11 protein-coding genes and 2 pseudogenes are annotated in these 17,859 nt (G+C 69.4%); 3 read left to right on the top strand and 10 right to left on the bottom strand.

All coding sequences use genetic code 11. From position 1 onward, the window contains the following. Nucleotides 1-74: 74 nt before the first annotated feature. On the bottom strand, nt 75-665 hold the full coding sequence (locus tag LV79_RS13365) for a TetR/AcrR family transcriptional regulator (protein ID WP_253835552.1): 591 nt from the start codon (nt 663-665) through the stop codon (nt 75-77). Nucleotides 666-788: 123 nt separating this feature from the next. Between LV79_RS13365 and LV79_RS13360 the strand changes: the two genes are divergently transcribed. The 3 genes from LV79_RS13360 to LV79_RS13350 all read left to right on the top strand — a co-directional run bounded on the left by LV79_RS13360 (nt 789) and on the right by LV79_RS13350 (nt 3,463). After that, nucleotides 789-1,481: a type 1 glutamine amidotransferase domain-containing protein gene (locus LV79_RS13360; RefSeq protein WP_253835550.1), complete on the top strand. Its 693-nt coding sequence runs from the start codon at nt 789-791 to the stop codon at nt 1,479-1,481. A 224-nt stretch (nt 1,482-1,705) separates the two neighbouring features. Further along, nucleotides 1,706-2,167, top strand: a complete 462-nt coding sequence (locus tag LV79_RS13355; RefSeq protein ID WP_253835548.1) for a YciI family protein — start codon at nt 1,706-1,708, stop codon at nt 2,165-2,167. A gap of 45 nt (nt 2,168-2,212) precedes the next feature. Then, the gene (locus LV79_RS13350) at nt 2,213-3,463 is read left to right on the top strand and encodes an RNA polymerase sigma factor (RefSeq protein WP_253835546.1); all 1,251 of its coding nucleotides are present in this window, start codon (nt 2,213-2,215) and stop codon (nt 3,461-3,463) included. Between the two features lie 4 nt (nt 3,464-3,467). Here the strand turns inward: LV79_RS13350 and LV79_RS13345 are convergent, their stop codons facing one another. From LV79_RS13345 to LV79_RS34790, 9 genes and pseudogenes are all read right to left on the bottom strand, one after another. After that, nucleotides 3,468-3,908, bottom strand: a complete 441-nt coding sequence (locus tag LV79_RS13345; protein WP_253835544.1) for a VOC family protein — start codon at nt 3,906-3,908, stop codon at nt 3,468-3,470. A gap of 158 nt (nt 3,909-4,066) precedes the next feature. Next, a complete protein-coding gene (locus LV79_RS13340) occupies nt 4,067-4,237 on the bottom strand; it encodes an MbtH family protein (RefSeq protein ID WP_253835541.1) in 171 nt (56 codons plus the stop codon). 1 nt (nt 4,238) lies between these two features. Next, nucleotides 4,239-8,231, bottom strand: a complete 3,993-nt coding sequence (locus tag LV79_RS13335; RefSeq protein WP_253835533.1) for a non-ribosomal peptide synthetase — start codon at nt 8,229-8,231, stop codon at nt 4,239-4,241. After that, complete coding sequence (locus LV79_RS13330; RefSeq protein ID WP_253835531.1) at nt 8,209-9,549, bottom strand: MFS transporter; 1,341 nt, start codon at nt 9,547-9,549, stop codon at nt 8,209-8,211. The genes LV79_RS13335 and LV79_RS13330 overlap by 23 nt, the downstream gene beginning before the upstream one ends. A 101-nt stretch (nt 9,550-9,650) precedes the next feature. Beyond that, on the bottom strand, nt 9,651-13,904 hold the full coding sequence (locus LV79_RS34445; protein ID WP_253835529.1) for a non-ribosomal peptide synthetase: 4,254 nt from the start codon (nt 13,902-13,904) through the stop codon (nt 9,651-9,653). Further along, nucleotides 13,901-14,578: a DUF6875 domain-containing protein gene (locus tag LV79_RS13320; RefSeq protein WP_253835527.1), complete on the bottom strand. Its 678-nt coding sequence runs from the start codon at nt 14,576-14,578 to the stop codon at nt 13,901-13,903. Before LV79_RS13320 ends, LV79_RS34445 begins: the two co-directional genes overlap by 4 nt. After that, on the bottom strand, nt 14,578-15,933 hold the full coding sequence (locus LV79_RS13315) for an FAD-dependent oxidoreductase (RefSeq protein ID WP_253835525.1): 1,356 nt from the start codon (nt 15,931-15,933) through the stop codon (nt 14,578-14,580). Before LV79_RS13315 ends, LV79_RS13320 begins: the two co-directional genes overlap by 1 nt. Nucleotides 15,934-16,367: 434 nt before the next feature. Further along, nucleotides 16,368-17,327: pseudogene (locus LV79_RS13310) on the bottom strand (chitinase); the annotation flags it as partial. A gap of 183 nt (nt 17,328-17,510) precedes the next feature. Further along, nucleotides 17,511-17,783: pseudogene (locus LV79_RS34790) on the bottom strand (carbohydrate-binding protein); the annotation flags it as partial. Nucleotides 17,784-17,859: the final 76 nt, after the last annotated feature.

The following is a 17,859-nucleotide window of genomic DNA, read 5'->3' as shown; positions in this document are numbered from 1 at the left end:
GAAGTACAGCAGTGGGTGAGCGAAGCTGGCTCCGCGACCAACGTTTCTGGGGAATGCCTATCCGTTGGTGGGGTTCAGGGTAGGGATGGGCCGGGATCTGTTGTGAGCATGGCGATCGCGGTGGTGGTTGTGATGGTGAAGGTGGGGGGGTCGTTGTGGGCTCTGGCGATGAGGGTGGCGCCTTGCATTGTGGAGAGGAAGGTTGCGGCGTGGGCGGGTGGGGGTTGGGAGGGGTTTAGGACTCCCGAGTGCTTGCCGGATTCGATGACGGTGGTCAGCCACGTGCGGTTGAGGTGGAAGAAGTCCGCGACTCCTGCTGCGACCGCGGGGGGTACCGCCGCGACCTCGGCTGCGATGACGCCGCACAGGCATGCCTCGCCGGTGGAGAGGCCTTCGCGGTAGAGGGCGGCGTAGCGGTGGAGGGCGTCGACCGGGTCGGTGGCGTGGTGGTCGATGTCGGCCAGGCGGGCCTGGAACCGTTCGGTGTAGCGGGACACGAGTTCCACGCCGAGCAGTTCCTTGGTGGCGAAGTGGTGGTGGACGCTGGCTTTGCGGATGCCGACGGCGGCGGCGAGGTCGGCGTAGCTGAACGCGGCGTAGCCCCGGGTGCGGACCAGCCGCGTCGCGTGGTCGAGCAGGGCGCCCCGGGTGTCGACTCGGTCCATGGGGACCAGCCTACCTGTCGATAGGTAGGCGTGACGACGATCTCATCGTTCTTGACGGGTCCACTCCGCTGCGGCCAGGCTGTCCCTATCTACTAGTAGGTAGACGCAGAGTTGGGAGCACTTGTGTCCAGAGCACGGCGAATCCTCATCACGATGTCCTCGCACGCCGACCTCGGTGTCAGCGGCAAGAAGACCGGCACCTGGTTCGAAGAGGTCGCCACCCCGTACTACGCGTTCACCGAGGCGGGCTTCCAGGTCGTCTTCGCCTCGCCCCGGGGCGGCGAGGCACCCATCGACCACCTCAGCCTGCGGGCACCGTTCACCACCGCCAACACCGACCGTTTCCTCGACGACGCGGCCGGGATGCGCGCCATCCGCGAGACCACCGCGCTGGCGGCGGTCGACCACGGCGACTTCGACGCGCTGTTCTTCCCCGGCGGCTACGGCCTGCTGTGGGACTTGGCCGCCGATTCCCGGGTGATCCGCATGGTCGAGCACGCACTGGCCGCCGACACCCCCGTGGCCATGGTCTGCCACGCGCCCGGCATCCTGCGCGATGTCAAGGCCCCCAACGGAAAGCCGTACGTCGCGGGCCGCACGGTCACCGGGTTCTCCAACACCGAGGACGACGAACTGGACCTGTCCCGCCACCTGCTCTTCTCCCTGGAGGACGACCTCACCCTGCGCGGCGCCGACTTCTCCAGGGCGGCCGCCAACTGGCAGCCCCACGTCGTCCAGGACGGTCCGCTGATCACGGGCCAGAACCCGGCAAGCGCCCCTGTCATCGCCAAGACGCTCCTCGCCCGCCTCGCGTGACCAAGCGTGGCCGCTGGCCCACGTCGGCCAGCGGCCACGCTTGAGCGGGTTGCGGAGTACGCGTTCGTCACCAGTCGTCGGCGTGGGCGCCGAGAGTGACGGCGGTGGGGCGTGAAGAAGTTGGAAGTTTTTTGGGGGACGATGTCGAAACTAGGGGCGGTTGGGCGACGTGTTGGTGGTTCAGGCGGTGGGTCTGGGCGCTGAGGTGAGGTGGAGGCGTGGGTATGCGGTTCATGGTTATGGGGAAGGCGACGGTGGAGTCTGAGGGTGGGGTGTTGCCGAGCACCGAGGCGATGGTGGCTATGGGGCGGTACAACGAGGAGCTGGTGAGGGCCGGGGTCCTGCTCGCCGCTGATGGGTTGCACCCGAGTTCTAAGGGGGCGCGGGTGTTGTTCGACGGGGATGACCGGACGGTGGTGGATGGGCCGTTCGCGGAGACCAAGGAGTTGGTGGCCGGGTACTCGATCCTGGAGGTGGGGTCGCTGGAGGAGGCCATCGAGTGGGTGAAGCGGGCTCCCAACGCCTCCCCCGGGCTGGTCGGGGAGGTCGAGATCCGGCGGATCTTCGCGCCCGAGGACTTCGGTGACATCGCGACCGACGAGGTGAAGGGGTTCATGGACGGGGTCGGTGAGCAGGGCCAGGCCGACGCGGAGCGGTACCGGGCCGAGCAGCGGGACAGCGACTGACCCCGCTGGTTGCGCGCGTCGGTCCGGTGCGGTTGGGTCCGGGGCGTGCCCGAAGCTGATCCGACGCGTGCGACCCACCGGGCGGTTGACGCGGTCTGGCGGATCGAGGCCGCGCGGCTCATCGCGGGTTTGGCCCGGGTTGTCCGGGATGTCGGGCTGGCCGAGGACTTGGCCCAAGAGGCGCTGGTCGCCGCGCTCGAGCGGTGGCCGACGTCCGGCATTCCGGATAACCCCGGCGCTTGGTTGATGACGATCGCCAAGCGCCGGGCGGTCGACGGGGTCCGGCGCGCGGCCAGGATGGAGCAGCGGGTCACCGAGCTGGGCCGCGCGCTCGAGACCACTGTGGAGTTCGACGTCGAGGAGCACGTCGAGGACGACGTGCTGCGGTTGATGTTCACCGCCTGCCACCCGGTGCTCACCCCGCCCGCCCGCGCGGCGTTGACCCTGAAGATGCTGGCGGGCCTGCGCACCGAGGAGATCGCCCGCGCGTTCCTCGTGCCGACACCGACGATGGCCCAGCGCATCGTCCGGGCGAAGAAGACGCTGGCGGACGCGCGGGTGCCGTTCGAGGTGCCGACCGGTGCCGAGCTCGCGCCCCGGCTGGCGTCCGTCCTCGGCGTGGTCTACCTGCTGTTCAACGAGGGCTACTCGGCCACCGGCGGTCCAGACCTCCTGCGCCCGGCGCTGTGCGACGAGGCGATGCGGCTGGGCCGGGTCCTGGCCGCCCTCGCGCCGCAGCAGCCCGAGGTGCACGGGCTGCTCGCGCTGATGGAACTGCAGGCGTCCCGGCTGCGCGCCCGCACGGACGCGTCCGGCGAGATCGTCACCCTGCTCGACCAGGACCGCGGCCGCTGGGACCAGTTGCTGATCCACCGCGGGCTGGCCGCGCTCGACCGGTCCGTCGAGCTGGGTGGCGCGGCCGGGCGGTACACCGTGCAGGCCGCGATCGCCGCGTGCCACGCCAGGGCGCGCACCGCCGACGAGACCGACTGGGGCCAGATCGCGACCCTGTACGGCGTGCTGGCCCAGGTCGCGCCGTCCCCGGTGGTCGAGCTGAACCGGGCCGTCGCGGTGGGCATGGCCGAGGGCCCGGCCGCCGCGCTGGAACTGGTGGACGCGCTGGTCGGCGGAGGTGCGCTGGCCCGGTACCACCTGCTTCCCGCCGTCCGCGCCGATCTGCTGGTCAAGCTCGCCCGACCGGGGGAGGCCAAGGCCGAGTTCGAGCGGGCCGCCGCGTTGACCGACAACGAGCGGGAGCGGACCCTGTTGTTGGGCCGTGCCGCGGAGTGCGGGTGAGGCGTCAGCCGAGCTGTTCGGCCAGTCCGACGACGATGCCCTCGGGACCGCGGACGTAGCAGAGAAGGTAGCTGTCCTCGAACCGCGCCACCTCGCCGACGAGTTCGGCGCCGTGGGTGCGCAGCCGGGTCACGACGTCATTGAGGTTGTCGACGGCGAACATGATGCGGCGGATGCCCAGGGTGTTCGCGGGTGCGTCCGTCGGTTCGCTCCGGATCGCCGCGGGTGTGTGGAACTTCGCCAGCTCGATCCGGCCGTGACCGTCCGGGGTCCGTAGCATCGCGATGTCCTGCCGGACGTCGTCTATCCCGATGACCCGCTCCACCCACCGCCCTTCGATGGACCCCTTGCCCTCCAGCTCCAGACCGAGTTCGACGAAGAACGCGATGGCAGCGTCAAGGTCCTCGACAACGATGAGCACGTTGTCCATCCTGTGGACCGCCAAGGTGGTTCTCCTTCAGTCAGCGCGGTCCTGGTGGCCGCTCGTGCCCCTGGAACGACGCCGACGAGCCGTTCTCGACAACGACGCCCTACCGCAAGGTATCGCCTGCCGCGAGCTGGCGCCGCGCCGCGACACCCGTAGGCGATAGGGTCGCAAGACTTTCAGCGACGCAAGGACTTGGGACGCATATCTGTCCACACCGTACGAATGTGAGCGAGGCACTCGTCCCTCGTCCCCGCCGTGCCCTCACCGCGCCAGCCGGCGGGGATCTCCTTCGACGACGGCCAGATCGAGTACTGCTCCTCGTCGTTGATCACGACCACGTGGTCCACGTCAGCTCCTCCGGGCGGGCAAGACGGCGGCGAGGCCCGCCACCGTCGGGTTGTCGAAGATCAGGCGCAGGGACGCGGGAACGAGCAGTTCGGCGCGGATCCGAGCCATCACCTGGCCTGCCTTCACCGAATGGCCGCCAAGCGCGAAGAAGTCGTCGTGCAGGCCGATGGTGGGGCTGCCGAGGACCTCGCGCCAGATGTCGAGCACGATCCGCTCGATCTCTGTGGTCGGCTCGGCTGGAGGCGATGTCGGTGCGCCCGCGAACGGGTCGGGAAGGGCGGCGACGTCGAGTTTTCCGTTCTGGGTGAGCGGGAGCGCGCTCATCGCGACGAGTACCGCGGGCACCAAGTGGTCCGGGAGCAGTCCGGCCAGGTACGCGCGTAGGTCGGCCATGGACTCGGCCGGATCCGCGGGCACGACGTAGCCGACCAGGAGTTCCTCGTCGACACGCACCTGGACGGTCACGTCGACGACGCGGCCGGTCTCCCGCAACACCGCCTCCACCTCGCCCGGCTCGATGCGGAAGCCGCGGATCTTGACCTGCCGGTCGACGCGGCCGACGAACTCGATGAGGCCGTCGGGTCGGTATCTGCCTAGGTCGCCGGTGCGGTACAGGCGGGAACCCGGCGCGCCGAACGGGTCGGGTACGAAGCGGTCCGCCGTCAGATCCGGCCTGTTGATGTAGCCCCTGGCAACGCCGTCGCCGCCGAGGTGGATCTCCCCGACCATGCCGGGGGCGACTGGTTCGAGGCAGGCGTCCAGGACGTAGGCCGTGCTGTTCGCGATGGGTCGGCCAATCGGTACGGCTTCTCCTGGGGCCAGGTCTTCGGCGGCCCAGGTCAACGCGAAAGTCGTTGTCTCCGTCGGACCGTAGGCGTTCGCCACCGCCAGGCCGGGGACGGATCGCAACCGTGACCAGGTGTCGGCGTCCATTCGCTCACCGCCGGTCAGCAGTTGGCGCAGACCAGCGATAGCGTCCGGAGATGTGGCGGCCAGCCTGCGCGCCAGTGCCGTCGTGAGGAACATCAGCGTGACATCGTTGTCCCGCAGGGTCTTTGCCAGCTCGGGCGGGGACAGCAGGTCGTCCTTGGGGATGCCGACGATCCGGCCGCCCGCGCAGAGCGGGCCCCACAGCTCGAAGGTGGCCGCGTCGAAGGACAGGGTGGAGACTTGGGCGACCGCGTCATCTGGTCCCAAGTGGACGTAATCGGTCTCGCGCACCAGCCGGACGATGTTGCGGTGGGTGACGCCGACGCCCTTCGGCTGACCGGTGGAGCCGGAGGTGTACATGATGTACGCCAGCGTGTCCGGGCTCAGGGTGGCGTCGACGCGGTCGGCTGGGAATGCGAGCGAGTCTTGCAACACCACATCGGTGACGATGATCGCGACGCCGCTGTCCGCGCACATGTGATCCAGTCTGGCCGCCGGGTAGGCGGGGTCGAGCGGCACGTACGCGGCGCCCACCTTCAGCACGGCGAGGGCCGAGACTGCCCAGTTGGCGCCGAATCCCAGGCTGATCCCGACTCGGTCCTCCAGCCCGATCCCCCGCTCGCGCAGGAGTGCCGCGAGACGGTTGGCACGTTCGTCGAGTTCGCGGTAGGTGAGGACCTCGTCGCCGTACACCGCGGCGACCGCGTCCGGGCGCTCGTCCACTCGCGTCTCGACCAGCTCAACGAGGGTGCTCTCGCGCGGGTAGTCCGTCGCGGTGTCGTTCCAGTCGGACACTGCGCGATGACGTTCTTGCGGCGTGAGGAGCAGTGCGTCGGACAACCGGGCTGCCGGGTCGAGCCCGCCGAGCAGGGTGCGGAACTGGTCGAGCACTGTGGTCATCTGGGCGCGGGTGAACCGGGCTGTGCGGAACTTGAGGTAGCCACCCATGTCGTCGCCGTGGTCGAACACCTGGACCTCGATGTCGAACAACGACTCGGTGCTGGTGCCGGAGACGAAGTCGAAAACCACTCCATCCACTGTGGTCGATCCGTCCACCGAGGGCGGGGCGGCGAAGGCGACCTGGAACACCGGGTGCGCGTGCGGTGACCTCGAAACGATCAGCCGATCGACGACGTCGCTGAACGGCGCGCCAGTGTGGTCGAAGGCGTCCAGGGCGGTCGACCGGACCGTGTTCATCGCCTCCGCCCAGGTCGCGCCACCGTCCAGTCGCAGGCGTAGTGCGACCATGTTCACCAGGCAGTCGACCACCGACTCGCTGCCCGGGTCGTCGCGCCCGGCGACCGGGGTGCCGATCACCATGTCGCTGCCGCCACCCAGGCGGTTGAGCAGGACGCCGAACGCGGTGAGCAGCACCATGAACGGGCTGGATCGCCCGGCTCGCGCGATCTCGCGGACGGTGGTGGTCACGTCGCTGGAGAGGTGGAAGGGCACTACGTCGGCGGCGAGGGACGGGTCGGCGGGTGCGGCGAACGGCAGCGCCATGTCCTCTGGCGGGTCTGCCAGGGCCTCGGCCCAGAATGCCAGGTCGGCCTCGTGATCGTCACTGGGCTTCGGCCAGTAACCTGCTCTTGGCGAGTGGGACGGGTCGCCGTACCAATCGAGGATGTCTTGGCGCAGAACGGTAAGCGAGTAGCCGTCGGTGGCGATGTGGTGGGTGACCAAGACAAGTTCGTGGACGTCGTCGGCGAGCTTGGCCAGGGTCGCGCGGATCGGTGGTTCGTTGGCCAGGTCGAACCTCGTGCGCAGTTCCTGTTCGCGCAACTCGGCTAAGGCTGCCTCGTCTGGCACCGTCACCTCCCGCAGTACTGGGAGGGCGCCGAGAGTGGCTGTATCACCGTCATGGGTGCTGCGCAGCGCTTCGTGCCACTGCCAGCAAAGCCGCAGGGCTGTCCGCAATCGTTCTACGTCAAGCGGCCCGGTGATGCGCACGGTGAGCGGCACGTTGTACCAGGTGGAATCCGGGCGCACGCGGTCGAACACCAGCATCTGCCGCTGTGCGGCGTTCAGCGTCCGACCTTCGGTCGTCTCCTTGGTGGCGCTGAACAGTGTGAAGGTCGGTGCGGCGGAGATCGGGGTCTCGTCGGGTGCGGCGAACCCGGCTCCGCCTAACCATTCGGCGAACTGGTCGCGGCCGTAGATCTGGCCACCCTGCGTGTGGAACAGGTTCAGGCTCGACACGGGCACCCACGCGGCACCGAGCGCACCCGCTTCGGTTGGCACGTCCGCGGTCTCTTCCAGGATAAGGATTGTCCCGCCTGGCCGCAGCGCCCGACCCGCCCTGCGAAGGAGGTCTTCCGCACGGTCCGGACTTAGGCAGTGCAGCACGTTGAACACCAGCACGACGTCGTAGTCCGCACCGAGGTCACCCGTCGCCCAGTCGGTCTCCCGGAAGTCGATCCGGTCCCCCACCACTGCGGCGTGAGCACGACCGGCATCGAACGATCCGGGGAGGTCGATGATGTCGGCTCGGAGATCCGGGTTCGCCAGGCAGCAGGCAGTCGCGTAGCGCGCGTGGCCGCCACCGATGTCGAGCAGCCGCTTGGCTGAGGTGGGGATGACACCCGCCACTTGTGGTACCACCGCGTCGGCGAGTTCGCCCAGCATGGACTGGAACTCCTCCAGGGCAGCCTTGTTGGCGCCGAGCCAGCCATAGAAGTCTCGCGGCGGAGTGCCATCCACAATGGACTTCTCGAGGTCGGCCCACTGGTCGACGAGGACCCTGTGCCAGAACGAGAACGCCGAGCGGTAGCCGGTCCCGAACCACGCCGCAGCCTTCGTCGCGCGGTAGCCCTCGTCGTCACGGCTGGCGTAGCCGAACCCGACGAGCGCGTCGAGCAGTACCCGCACCCCGCGCGGGTCACCCCCGATGGCGGCCGCGACGGCGTCGGCGGGGCGCGGGTCGTCGCCGAGGTGGTCGAACACACCCAGGCGCAGAGCCGCTCCGGCAGCGCGGAAGGACAACGCGTGCACGAGATCCAGGTGTGGAGCGGGCGCGGCACCCTCGGTGAAGGCCTGACGTTCAGCCTGCGGCAGGTCGAGCATCAGCTAGCCCTTCGTCGGTGTTGGTAGTCAGCAGGTCGGGTATGTCGTCGACGGTGCGGAGGGCGGGGGAAGTGGTGGCCCACACGGCAAGGGCGATGAGGGTGATGCCGGTGATGGCGAAGATCAGCGCGATGCCTCGGCCGTCGCCGGTGCCGATCACGGTGCCGATCGAGCCCGCGAGGGCGCCACCGGGGGCCAGCATGGGCTCGAAGATCAGGTCTGCCAGTGGTCCGGCGGCGGCGAAGCCGAGCGCGGTGCCGCCTTGAGCGGTCATCCGGGCGCCTGCCATGACGCGACCGAGGGCGGCGGGGTCGACCTTGCTCTGCAGCAGGGACATCGCGCTGCCGGTGATGATCGGGAGGGTGAAGAGGAACGCGGGGGCCAGCACTCCGATGAGCAGCGCCGACGGGGCGAGTGAGTGCAGGGCGAGGGCGATCCCGGCTACCGCGAGGAATGTTCGCACACCGGTCATCCGTCGGGCCGGACCTCCCCACGCGGTCATCACGGCGCTGCCCGCGAACATGCCCGCGCCGCCAACGAACATCAGCACGCCGAGCGTCGACGGTCCGGCGAAGGTCAGGATCAGCGGCTGGACCAGCACCCCGGCCATCCCTGCGGCGAGGTGGAAGCCGCCGAGCAGCAGCATGACGTGCAGCAGGCCAGGTCTGCGGCGCAGCTCCCGCCATCCGCCGGTCAGCTCCGCCCAGGTGCTCTCCCCCACCTGCCCGGCACGGTCCGGGCGGACCGCTCGCTCCGGCAGGCCGACGACCACGGTGATCGCGAGCGCCACGACGTAGGTGCACAGGTCTATCAACACCACCCCGCGCAGTCCCACCGCCGCGAGCAGACCACCGGCCGCGAGCGGGGCGGCGATCTGCACCGCCGGGAGCGTCTGCGCCAAGCCGTTGGCCCGGCCGAGGTGCTGCTCGGGCACCAGGAGCGGCAGCATCGTGGTGAACGCGACCATCCGGAACGTCGCGCACATCGCGGTCACCACGGCGATCGGGTAGACGTGCCACACCTGGAGGTGACCACCGGCGACGAGCGCCAGCAGCACCCCGGTGGCCCCTGCCGCCACGATGTCGGACACCACCAGGACCGCCCGCCGATCGACCCGGTCCACAACCATCCCGGCGACCGGCGCCACGGCGATCGCGGCCACCGCCTCCAGCAGCATGATCAGCCCGAACCTGGTGGCCGACCCGGTGAGCTGGAACACCCACACGCCCAGCACGAACCCCGTGATCCCAGTACCCGCGATCGAAACCAGCTGCCCGGCCCAAATAGCGGCGAACCTGGAGATGCCGTCAGTGCGCATGGGTCACCTCCGGGTAGCCCGCCGAGGCCGGATCGCCGTCGCTCTGAAGAGACCCGACGCGTGGTCGAACGGGCGAGACTCCGACACCGATGAGACGTGGCCTATGAGGGAACATGGGTTACCTCGGGGGCGGGGAGGTGGCCCGCGTGGATGAAGTGGTTCAGGTAGCGGTGGAGCAGGGCTTGGTCGGCTGGTGGGCAGATGATGTCGGCTGCGGCCAGGCGGGTTTCGGTTGTGGTGCAGTCGAACTCGCGGAGGCGGAGGTCTGGGGTTGGGTTGGAGGCCGCGGCGATGGCAGAGAGGGCTGGGTCGGGAGAGGTGGCTGCGGCGGTCTGGAGAGTGGCGTACCAGTCGGAGTAGGGGATCTGACTGACTGGGTAGCCGTGGTCGCGGAGGGTTTGGGCGATGGTGGCGGAGGTGATGGTGCGCGAGTTGTAGAAGTGGAAGTTATGACCGTAGGCCGAGGGTTGGCGGGAGAGCCAGCCGATGGCAGAGGCGACGTGGTCGACGGGGGCCATGTCCTCGGCGACGTCCAGGTCGGGGGTGGCGCCCAGTCCGGTGACGGCGCGGAGTTCGCTGGCGAACAGGTCGGCGCCAGAACTGGCGCCGGTGTGGCTGTCGCCGGTGACTCGGGCTGGGCGGTGGACAGTCACCGGCAGACCGGCGTCTCCGGCGGCACGGACCAGGGTGTCCGCCACCCACTTCGTTTGCTCGTAGCCGCGTTCCAGCTGGTCGGGCTCGTCCGGGATGTCGCCCTCGGTGATCGTGCCTGGCAGGTGCAGCGGGTAGACGCCGAGGGTCGAGATGAAGTGGACCGGGATTCCGCCGTGCCTGGTGGCCAGGCGCAGCACTTCGATCGTGCCGGATACGTTGGCGGACTTCAGTTCCGCGTAGGACTGAGCGAAGTGGACGGTTCCACCACAGTGGATGATCGTGTCGACCGTGCGCGAGAGCTCGTCGAACCGGTCCTCGGTCAAGCCAAGTCGGGGCGAGCCGAGATCACCGGGCACCGGAACGATTCGCTCGGCGGCCGACGGCGTCCAGAGTCCGTATGTCCGCAGCCCGCGTTCGATCCGGGCCAGCGCATCCGCCTCGGAGTCAGCGCGCACCAGGCAGTACACCCGCGCGGTCGTGTGCGCCAACGCATCAGCGAGCAGGTAGCCACCGAGGAATCCGGTCGCCCCGGTCAGCAGAATCGTGTCGGGTGCACTAGCCCGGTCGATCGCGGAAGGTCCCGGAGTCGGCCGGATGTCGTCGGGCAGCACCGCTTCCGCCCACAGATCGACCTGGGCGGCGGGTGACTGGCGGTCGATGATCGCGGCGAGCTCCCCGAGCGAGGACGCGTCGAACACCGCGCGCAACGGGATGTCGATGTCGAGCGCGAGCCGGACCCGGGTGATCATCCGCGCGGCCAGCAGGGAATGCCCGCCCAGGGCGAAGAAGTCGTCGTCTTCGCCGACAGCGTCCACCCCGAGCAGCGCGGACCACTCGGCCGCCAGTACTCGGGCAGTCGCCGAACGCGGCCGCACCAGGGCCTTGGGCTGTCGTACTGGCTCCGGCAAGGCCGCCATGTCGAGTTTCCCACTCCCCGTCACCGGGAACTGAGCCAGACCAACGAACTCGCTGGGCACCAAGTACTCCGGTAGCGACGCGCGTAGGAACGCCCGCAGGTCAGCCGGATGGTCCGAGACGACGTAGGCGACGAGACCCACCTCGCCCCGGTCGTCAGCCCGCGCGACAACGAGAGCGTCGGCGACGTCCGGGTGCACCCGACAGGCCGCTTCGATCTCGGCTGGTTCGACGCGGTGGCCCCGAATCTTGACCTGCCGGTCGACCCGCCCCAGAAACTCCAACACGCCACCCGGGCGCCACCGGGCCAAGTCGCCGGTCCGGTACAGCCGCGATCCCGGTGGGCCAAACGGATCTGGGACGAACCGGTCAGCGGTCAGGTCACCTCGCCCGAGATAGCCACGGGCGAGGGTGTCGCCGCCGAGGCACAGTTCGCCGGGAAGGCCCGCCAGTACCGGCCGAAGGTCGTCGTCCAGGACGTAGGCGCGCACGTGGGGCAGCGGCTTGCCGATCGGCAACCGGGTCCCGGGTTCATCGCCTGCCGCGACGTGCAGGGTCGCGCACACCGTCGCCTCGGTGGGGCCGTAGTGGTTGACAAGGGTCACTCCGGTCAACGCGGTCCAGTCGCGCACGGCTGCGACATCGACAGCATCCCCACCGACCATCATGGTGCGCAACGGCGACGGGCCGGGAACACCGGTCGCGATGAGGTCGTCTGTCCACTTGCGCCACAACGGCGCCGCGGTGTCGACCATCGTGATGTCCTGCTCCGCGCACAGCCGGATCACATCGGCGCCGGACAGCGCAGCCGGGTCGTGGCACAGCACCAACGCCGACCCGCTGATCAACGCCGGGAACACGTCGCCAGCCGAGGCGTCGAACGTCAGCGGCGGGATCATCAGCACGCGGTCGGCAGGACCGAACGGGTGCGCGTCCGCGAAGGCGGCCGCGAGGTTGGCCAGCGTCCCGTGCTGCACCGCGACACCCTTGGGTGCCCCAGTCGAGCCGGACGTGTAGATCACATAGGCGAGGTGGTCACGGTCAAGGTCGTTCGGTGGTGCGGTTTCCACCTCATCGACATCGACCGCGAGCACCGGCCCGGCATACCCGGGGAAAGCCTCTGGCGAGTTGGTCACCAGAACGGACGGAGCGGCATCGACCAGCAGCGCGGCCAACCGGTCCGTGGGGTGCGAGGGATCGACCGGCAGATAGGCACCGCCCGCCGCATGAATCCCGACAATAGCCACAATGGCCTCCACGCTCGCGGAGAACCCCAGTGCCACAATGGTCTCCGGCCCCACCCCGTGTTCACGCAGCCGCCATGCCAAGGCATTGGCCCGGAGGGACAGCTCGCCATAGGTCAGCACCTGGTCCCCGTCCACCACCGCCACAGCATCTGGCGTCGACTCCGACCGCGCGGCGATCAATCCTGGAACCAGCGGCGCGGGTGAGAAGTCCGCGCCACCAGGGACAATGCGTTCCTCATCCGTGGTCAGATCGATGTCGCGCACCCGGGTATCCGGTGCGGCCACCACGGCGGCGGTGAACCGGGCGAACCGGTCGGCGAACACCTCGATGGTCGACCGGTCGAACAGCGCCACGTCGTACTCGATGTCCACGACCATCTCGTCGCCGATCTCGGCGGCGGCGACCATCAAGTCGACCTTCGCCGTGCCGGAGGTGACGAAATCGGGCACCGACACCTCGGCCCCGGCCAACTCCAGCACCGTGGGAGGGAGGTTGGTCACGGTGAACCCGACCTGGAACACCGGGGCGTGCCCCTGACCACGCGACGGCGTGACCGCGGCGACGATCCGCTCCAGTGGCACGTCGGCGTAGCTCATCCCGTCGAGTGCCACGTCCCGAACCCGCGCGACCAGCTCGCGGAATGTCGGGTCGCCCGCGAGGGATGTGCGCAGCGGGATCGTGTTGACGAACAGTCCGACCAGTGGTTCGGCGTCCGGGCGGGAGCGGCCGTTGACCGCTGTGCCGACCACGATGTCGTCCTGGCCGCTGTAGCGCGCCAGCAGCGCCTGGTACGCGGCCAGCAGCACCATGAACATCGTGCCGCCGAGTTCAGGCAGCGCCGCCGCGATCGCCGCCGACGGCATCACCTTCCGGTAGACAGCTCCCTCAAACGACTGTGTGGCGGGCCGGGGACGATCCGTCGGCAGGGCAAGTAGTTCGGGCGCTCCCCGCAGCGCGTCCACCCAGTACTCAAGTGATAGCTCACCGAGCGGAGACTTTGCCTCCTCAAGCTGCCACCGGGTGTACTCGCTGTAGGTCAAGGGAAGTGGCGGCAGCTCGGGCTGGTGGCCACGCACCAGAGCGGCGTAGGCGGCGCTGAGTTCGGTGAACAGCACCGCCTGCGACCACCCGTCGGTGACGATGTGGTGCAGCGTGATCATGACGTGGTGGTCGTCGTCGGCGAGCCGCAGCACGAGGACGCGTAGCAGCGGGCCGGTCGAGAGGTCGAACGGGCGGCGTGCTTCAGCGTCGATCAGCCGCTCAGCGTCGGCCGAGCCGGTCACCGGCACGACGGTCACGTCCGCGGAACCAGCCCCCCGCACGATCTGCACCGGCTCGCCGTCGCTCTCCGCGAACACCGTGCGCAACGCGTCGTGCCTGGCCACCAGCACGTCGAGCGCGCCGCGCAACGCCGTCAGGTCGAGCGGACCGCGCACCCGAACCGTGAACGCGACGTTGTAGAGCGGTGAGCCCGGGTACAGCGCGTCCAGGAACCACATCCGCCGTTGGGCGAAGGACTGCGGGGCGATCGAGGTCACAGGGCCACCTGTTCGCGGACGAGCGCGCGCACCATCGCCTCGCGGACGGACGCGGGCAGCTCGCTCGCGAACCGGCGCAGGTACGCCGAGGCGTGGTCGCGGTTGCCGGTGAGGAAGGGGAAATCGGTGGGCACCATGTGCCGGATCGCCAGCAGCGGCACCGGGCTGCGCAGCGGCCGGAAGTCCGGGTTCCACAGCCCGCCCTTGTCCGGCGGGCCCTGGTGGAACTCGCCGATCATCAGGCCCCGGTCGACGTAGTCGGTCTTGAGCGCCTCCTGCGACCCGTCGATCATCCGATCGACGTCCTGGGTGGGCAAGTCCGGGAACAGCACCAGGATCGTGGTGAGCTGGGCCTGTCCGGCCGAGGTCGGCGCCAGTTCCAGGAACCAGTCCCGGTACGGCAGCACCGCCTCGGCGACCGCCCCGGGGCTGGCCGGGTGACCGGGGTAGACGGCGAGGTAGAACCGTCCCCGGTCCAATGAGGACTGGACGAACGGGCACACGCTCCCCCTGCGGCCCAGGCTCTCGTGCGGCCTGGTGAGGTACTGCCGCGCCCAGTCCAGGACGGTGCGCAGCTGCGCCCGGTAGGGCGCCACTTCCGGCGGGAGGAGGTCGTCCTCGATGTCGCCGACCTCGAGCAGGAGTCTCTCGGGGTCGTTGGTACTGGTGAGCATCATTTCCCCTGACGCGACAAGCGGCGAAGCAAGAGGGTTCCCGCGGCGGCCGCACCGGTGGCGGCGGCACCGGCGAGCCAGGCCAGAGTCGTGTTCTGCCTGCGGGACAAGCGCAACGCCTCGGCGTACGGCGTCGTGGTGTGCGAGATCATCGTGTAGAGCGGCACCCACCGGCGGCCGAGCAGTCGGTTGAGCGCGAGGTCGGCCTTCTTGCGGGCCAGGAACAGCGGCGAGGCCAACCGGTCGCGCAGCTCGACGAAGTTCGCCGCCGACAGGTCGGCCAGCACGTCGGTGTCCGCCTTGCGGATCGCCTGGTACTCGGCGAACGCCGCGCCGTGGTCGCCCGGGTTGCGGTCCAGGCAGCCGTCCAGGATCACGCAGTCCTCGAACGCGGAGTTCATCCCCTGCCCGTAGAACGGGTAGACCGCGTGGCAGGCGTCACCGAGCAGCACGACCCGGCCGCGCCAGTGCCACGGCGCGGTGCGCACGGTCACCAGGTGCCCGGTCGGCTGGCTGAGGAACTGCGCCACGACGTCGGGCACCAGGTCGGTCAGGTCCGGGAAGCGCTCGGTGACCAGCGCGCGCACGGCGTCGGGGGTGCGGAGGGTGTCGAAGCTGTCGGGGCCGGTCAGCGGGAGGAAGATCGTCCCGGTGAGCGACCGGTCGGCGTTCGGGTGCGCGACGACCAGACCTCCGTCGGCGGGCCACACGTGCAACGCCTCGGGGTCCGTGCGCTGGTCGCCGACCGCACCGGCCGCTATGGACAGCTCCTTGTAGCCCCAGGGCAGGAACTCCTGGTGGTAGTCGGCGGGTTCGCCGCGCTGCATGCGTGCCCGCACGGTGGAGAACGCGCCGTCGGCACCGATCACGGTGTCCGCCTCGACCACCGTGCCGTCCTCGAACCGCAGCGTCACCGCCGGGTCGCCCTTGTCCAGGTCGACCAGCCGCGCACCGAAGTGCAACGCCACGCCCGCGGCCTCGGCGGCGTCCAGCAGGACCACGTTCAGGTCGTGGCGGAGCACCGAGCGCAGGATCTGGTCATCGGTGGTGCCGTACGGGTGGTAGCCGAGGCCGCCATCGGGCAGGTGCACCACCCGACCGCGCATGGGGGCGGCGTGCGCGAGCACCCGGTCGAGCAGCCCGGCGTGCCGCAGCGCGGTGATCCCCCGCTGGGACAGTCCCAGGTTGATCGACCGCCCGTGGTCGCCACCCCGCACACGCGGATCGGGGCGGCGTTCGAACACCTGTACCCGATACCCGCGCTTGGCCAGCAACACCGCCATGAGCGACCCGGACAAGCCGGAGCCCACCACAGCGACATCCCGGACGCCACCGGTCTGCGCTTCCGCACCCATCGACGCCCCTCTCCTCCAGCCGACTCGCCGCGTGCGTGCGGTCCCCGGAAGTATCCATGAAGGACGCCGAAGTCGATTGCTCCCAAGATTGGAATCGCACTGGTCTTTTCGGCTTAGCGCAAGGATTTCCGGTCAGCGGTCGAGAGCGGCCATCTGGCCGAAGGGGACACTGGCGACTCGTCTGTTCGGCAGCAGGAAGACACCACCGATTGCGCGGAACGGGTGAAGTTCGGCGGCGTCGGCAACCTGTGGACGGTCTCTTGTGGTCCGCGGCCGCTACTGGCGGGTCACCACTCCGCGACCGGCACCGCGGCACCGGCGAACCCCGGTCACGTCGGTGCGGCGTCGAACGGGCTCCCCGGGACAGCAAGGGGCCCGCCCGGCCACTCAGGTGTGTGGCCGGACGGGCCCGGATCAGCGCCGTCGTCGACGGGTCAGCGGCCCTGCAGGGACCTGACGTTGTCGCCGAAGGACCAGTTCTTGGAGCCGTCCCAGTTGAGGGACCAGGTCATCAGACCCTTGAGGTTGCCGCCGAAGCTGTTCCACGCCTGGGACACCAGGGCGGGCGTCATGTAGCCGCCACCCGCTCCCGGCTGCGCGGGCAGACCGGGGACCTGCTTGTCGTAGGGGACCTTGATGGTGGTGCCCTGGATGACCAGGCCCTGGTTGAGGCACTCGGTCTGCTTGACGAAGCCCTGGACGGTGGCCGCCTGGTAGGAGTCACCGCTGCAGCCGTACATGCTCCCGTTGTAGTACTGCATGTTCAGCCACCAGAGCCTGCCGTTGTCCGCGTACTTCTTGATGACCGGCAGGTACGCGCCCCAGATGGAGCCGTAGGTGACGCTGCCGCCGGTGACGTACGCGGTCTCCGGCGCCATGGTCAGGCCGAAGTTCGACGGCATCTGGGCCAGCACGCCGTCGATGATGCGGATCAGGTTGGCCTGCGAGGCCGACGGCGTGTTGATGTTGCCGGAGCCCGCGAGGCCGGTCTCGATGTCGATGTCGATGCCGTCGAAGTTGTACTTCTTCAGGATCGGCACGATGGTGGCCACGAACTTGTCCGCCACGGTCGCGGAGTTGAGGTCGATGCCCGCGGTCGCGCCGCCGATCGACATCAGGATCGTCTGGCCCTGCGCCTTGGCCGCGCACATCTCGGCGGGCGTGGAGACCTTGACGGTGCTGTCCATGCCGTCTTCCCACAGCGCGGTGCCGTCGGAGCGGATCACCGGGAAGGCGGCGTTGAGCACGTTGTAGCCGTGCTGGCGGATCACCGGGTTGGCGATGCTCGTCCAGCCGAACGGCGGGTGCACGCCGTTGGACGCGCCGTCCCAGTTCTCCCAGTAGCCGACGAGGACCTTGCCCGCGGGCTTCGACTTCACCGCGCAGGTCTCGCCACCGGGGTCGGTCGTGGTGGTGGTCGTCGGCGTGGTGGTGGTCGTGGTCGTCGTCGTTGTTGTCGTGGTGGTGGTCGGGGTGGTCGTGGTGGTCGTCGGCCGGGTGGTGGTCGTGGTCGGCCGGGTCGTGGTGGTCGTGGGCGGGACGCCGTCGCAGGCGCCCAGGTCCGTCCACAGCGACTTGCTGGCGGCGGGGTTCCACCCGGCGCCCGCCCACGCGGTGTGCGCGACCCTGGCGGTGTACCCGCGCGACTGGTAGGTGACCTTGGCGCCCGCGGCGTACGTGGTGCCCTCGGCCCACGCGGGGCCGTCACAGACCACGAGGGCCGCGGCCCGCTGGGCGGATGCCTGTCCAGTGCCGGCCACCGCGAGCGTGGTCACCGCGGCAATGGCAATACTGGCAACCGCCGCGATCACCACTCTCTGGGATTTCAATAATCTCGACGGTAAAGACATTTTCCACATACTGTAATTATCATAAACCCGCCAGTCCCTGTCTATAGTCACGCGCGCGTCAACGGCTCTTCACAGG

Origin of the sequence: Actinokineospora globicatena, from assembly GCF_024171945.1 — a bacterium.
GTDB classification, from domain to species: domain Bacteria; phylum Actinomycetota; class Actinomycetes; order Mycobacteriales; family Pseudonocardiaceae; genus Actinokineospora; species Actinokineospora globicatena.
This window is presented reverse-complemented; position numbering and strand designations above follow the sequence as displayed.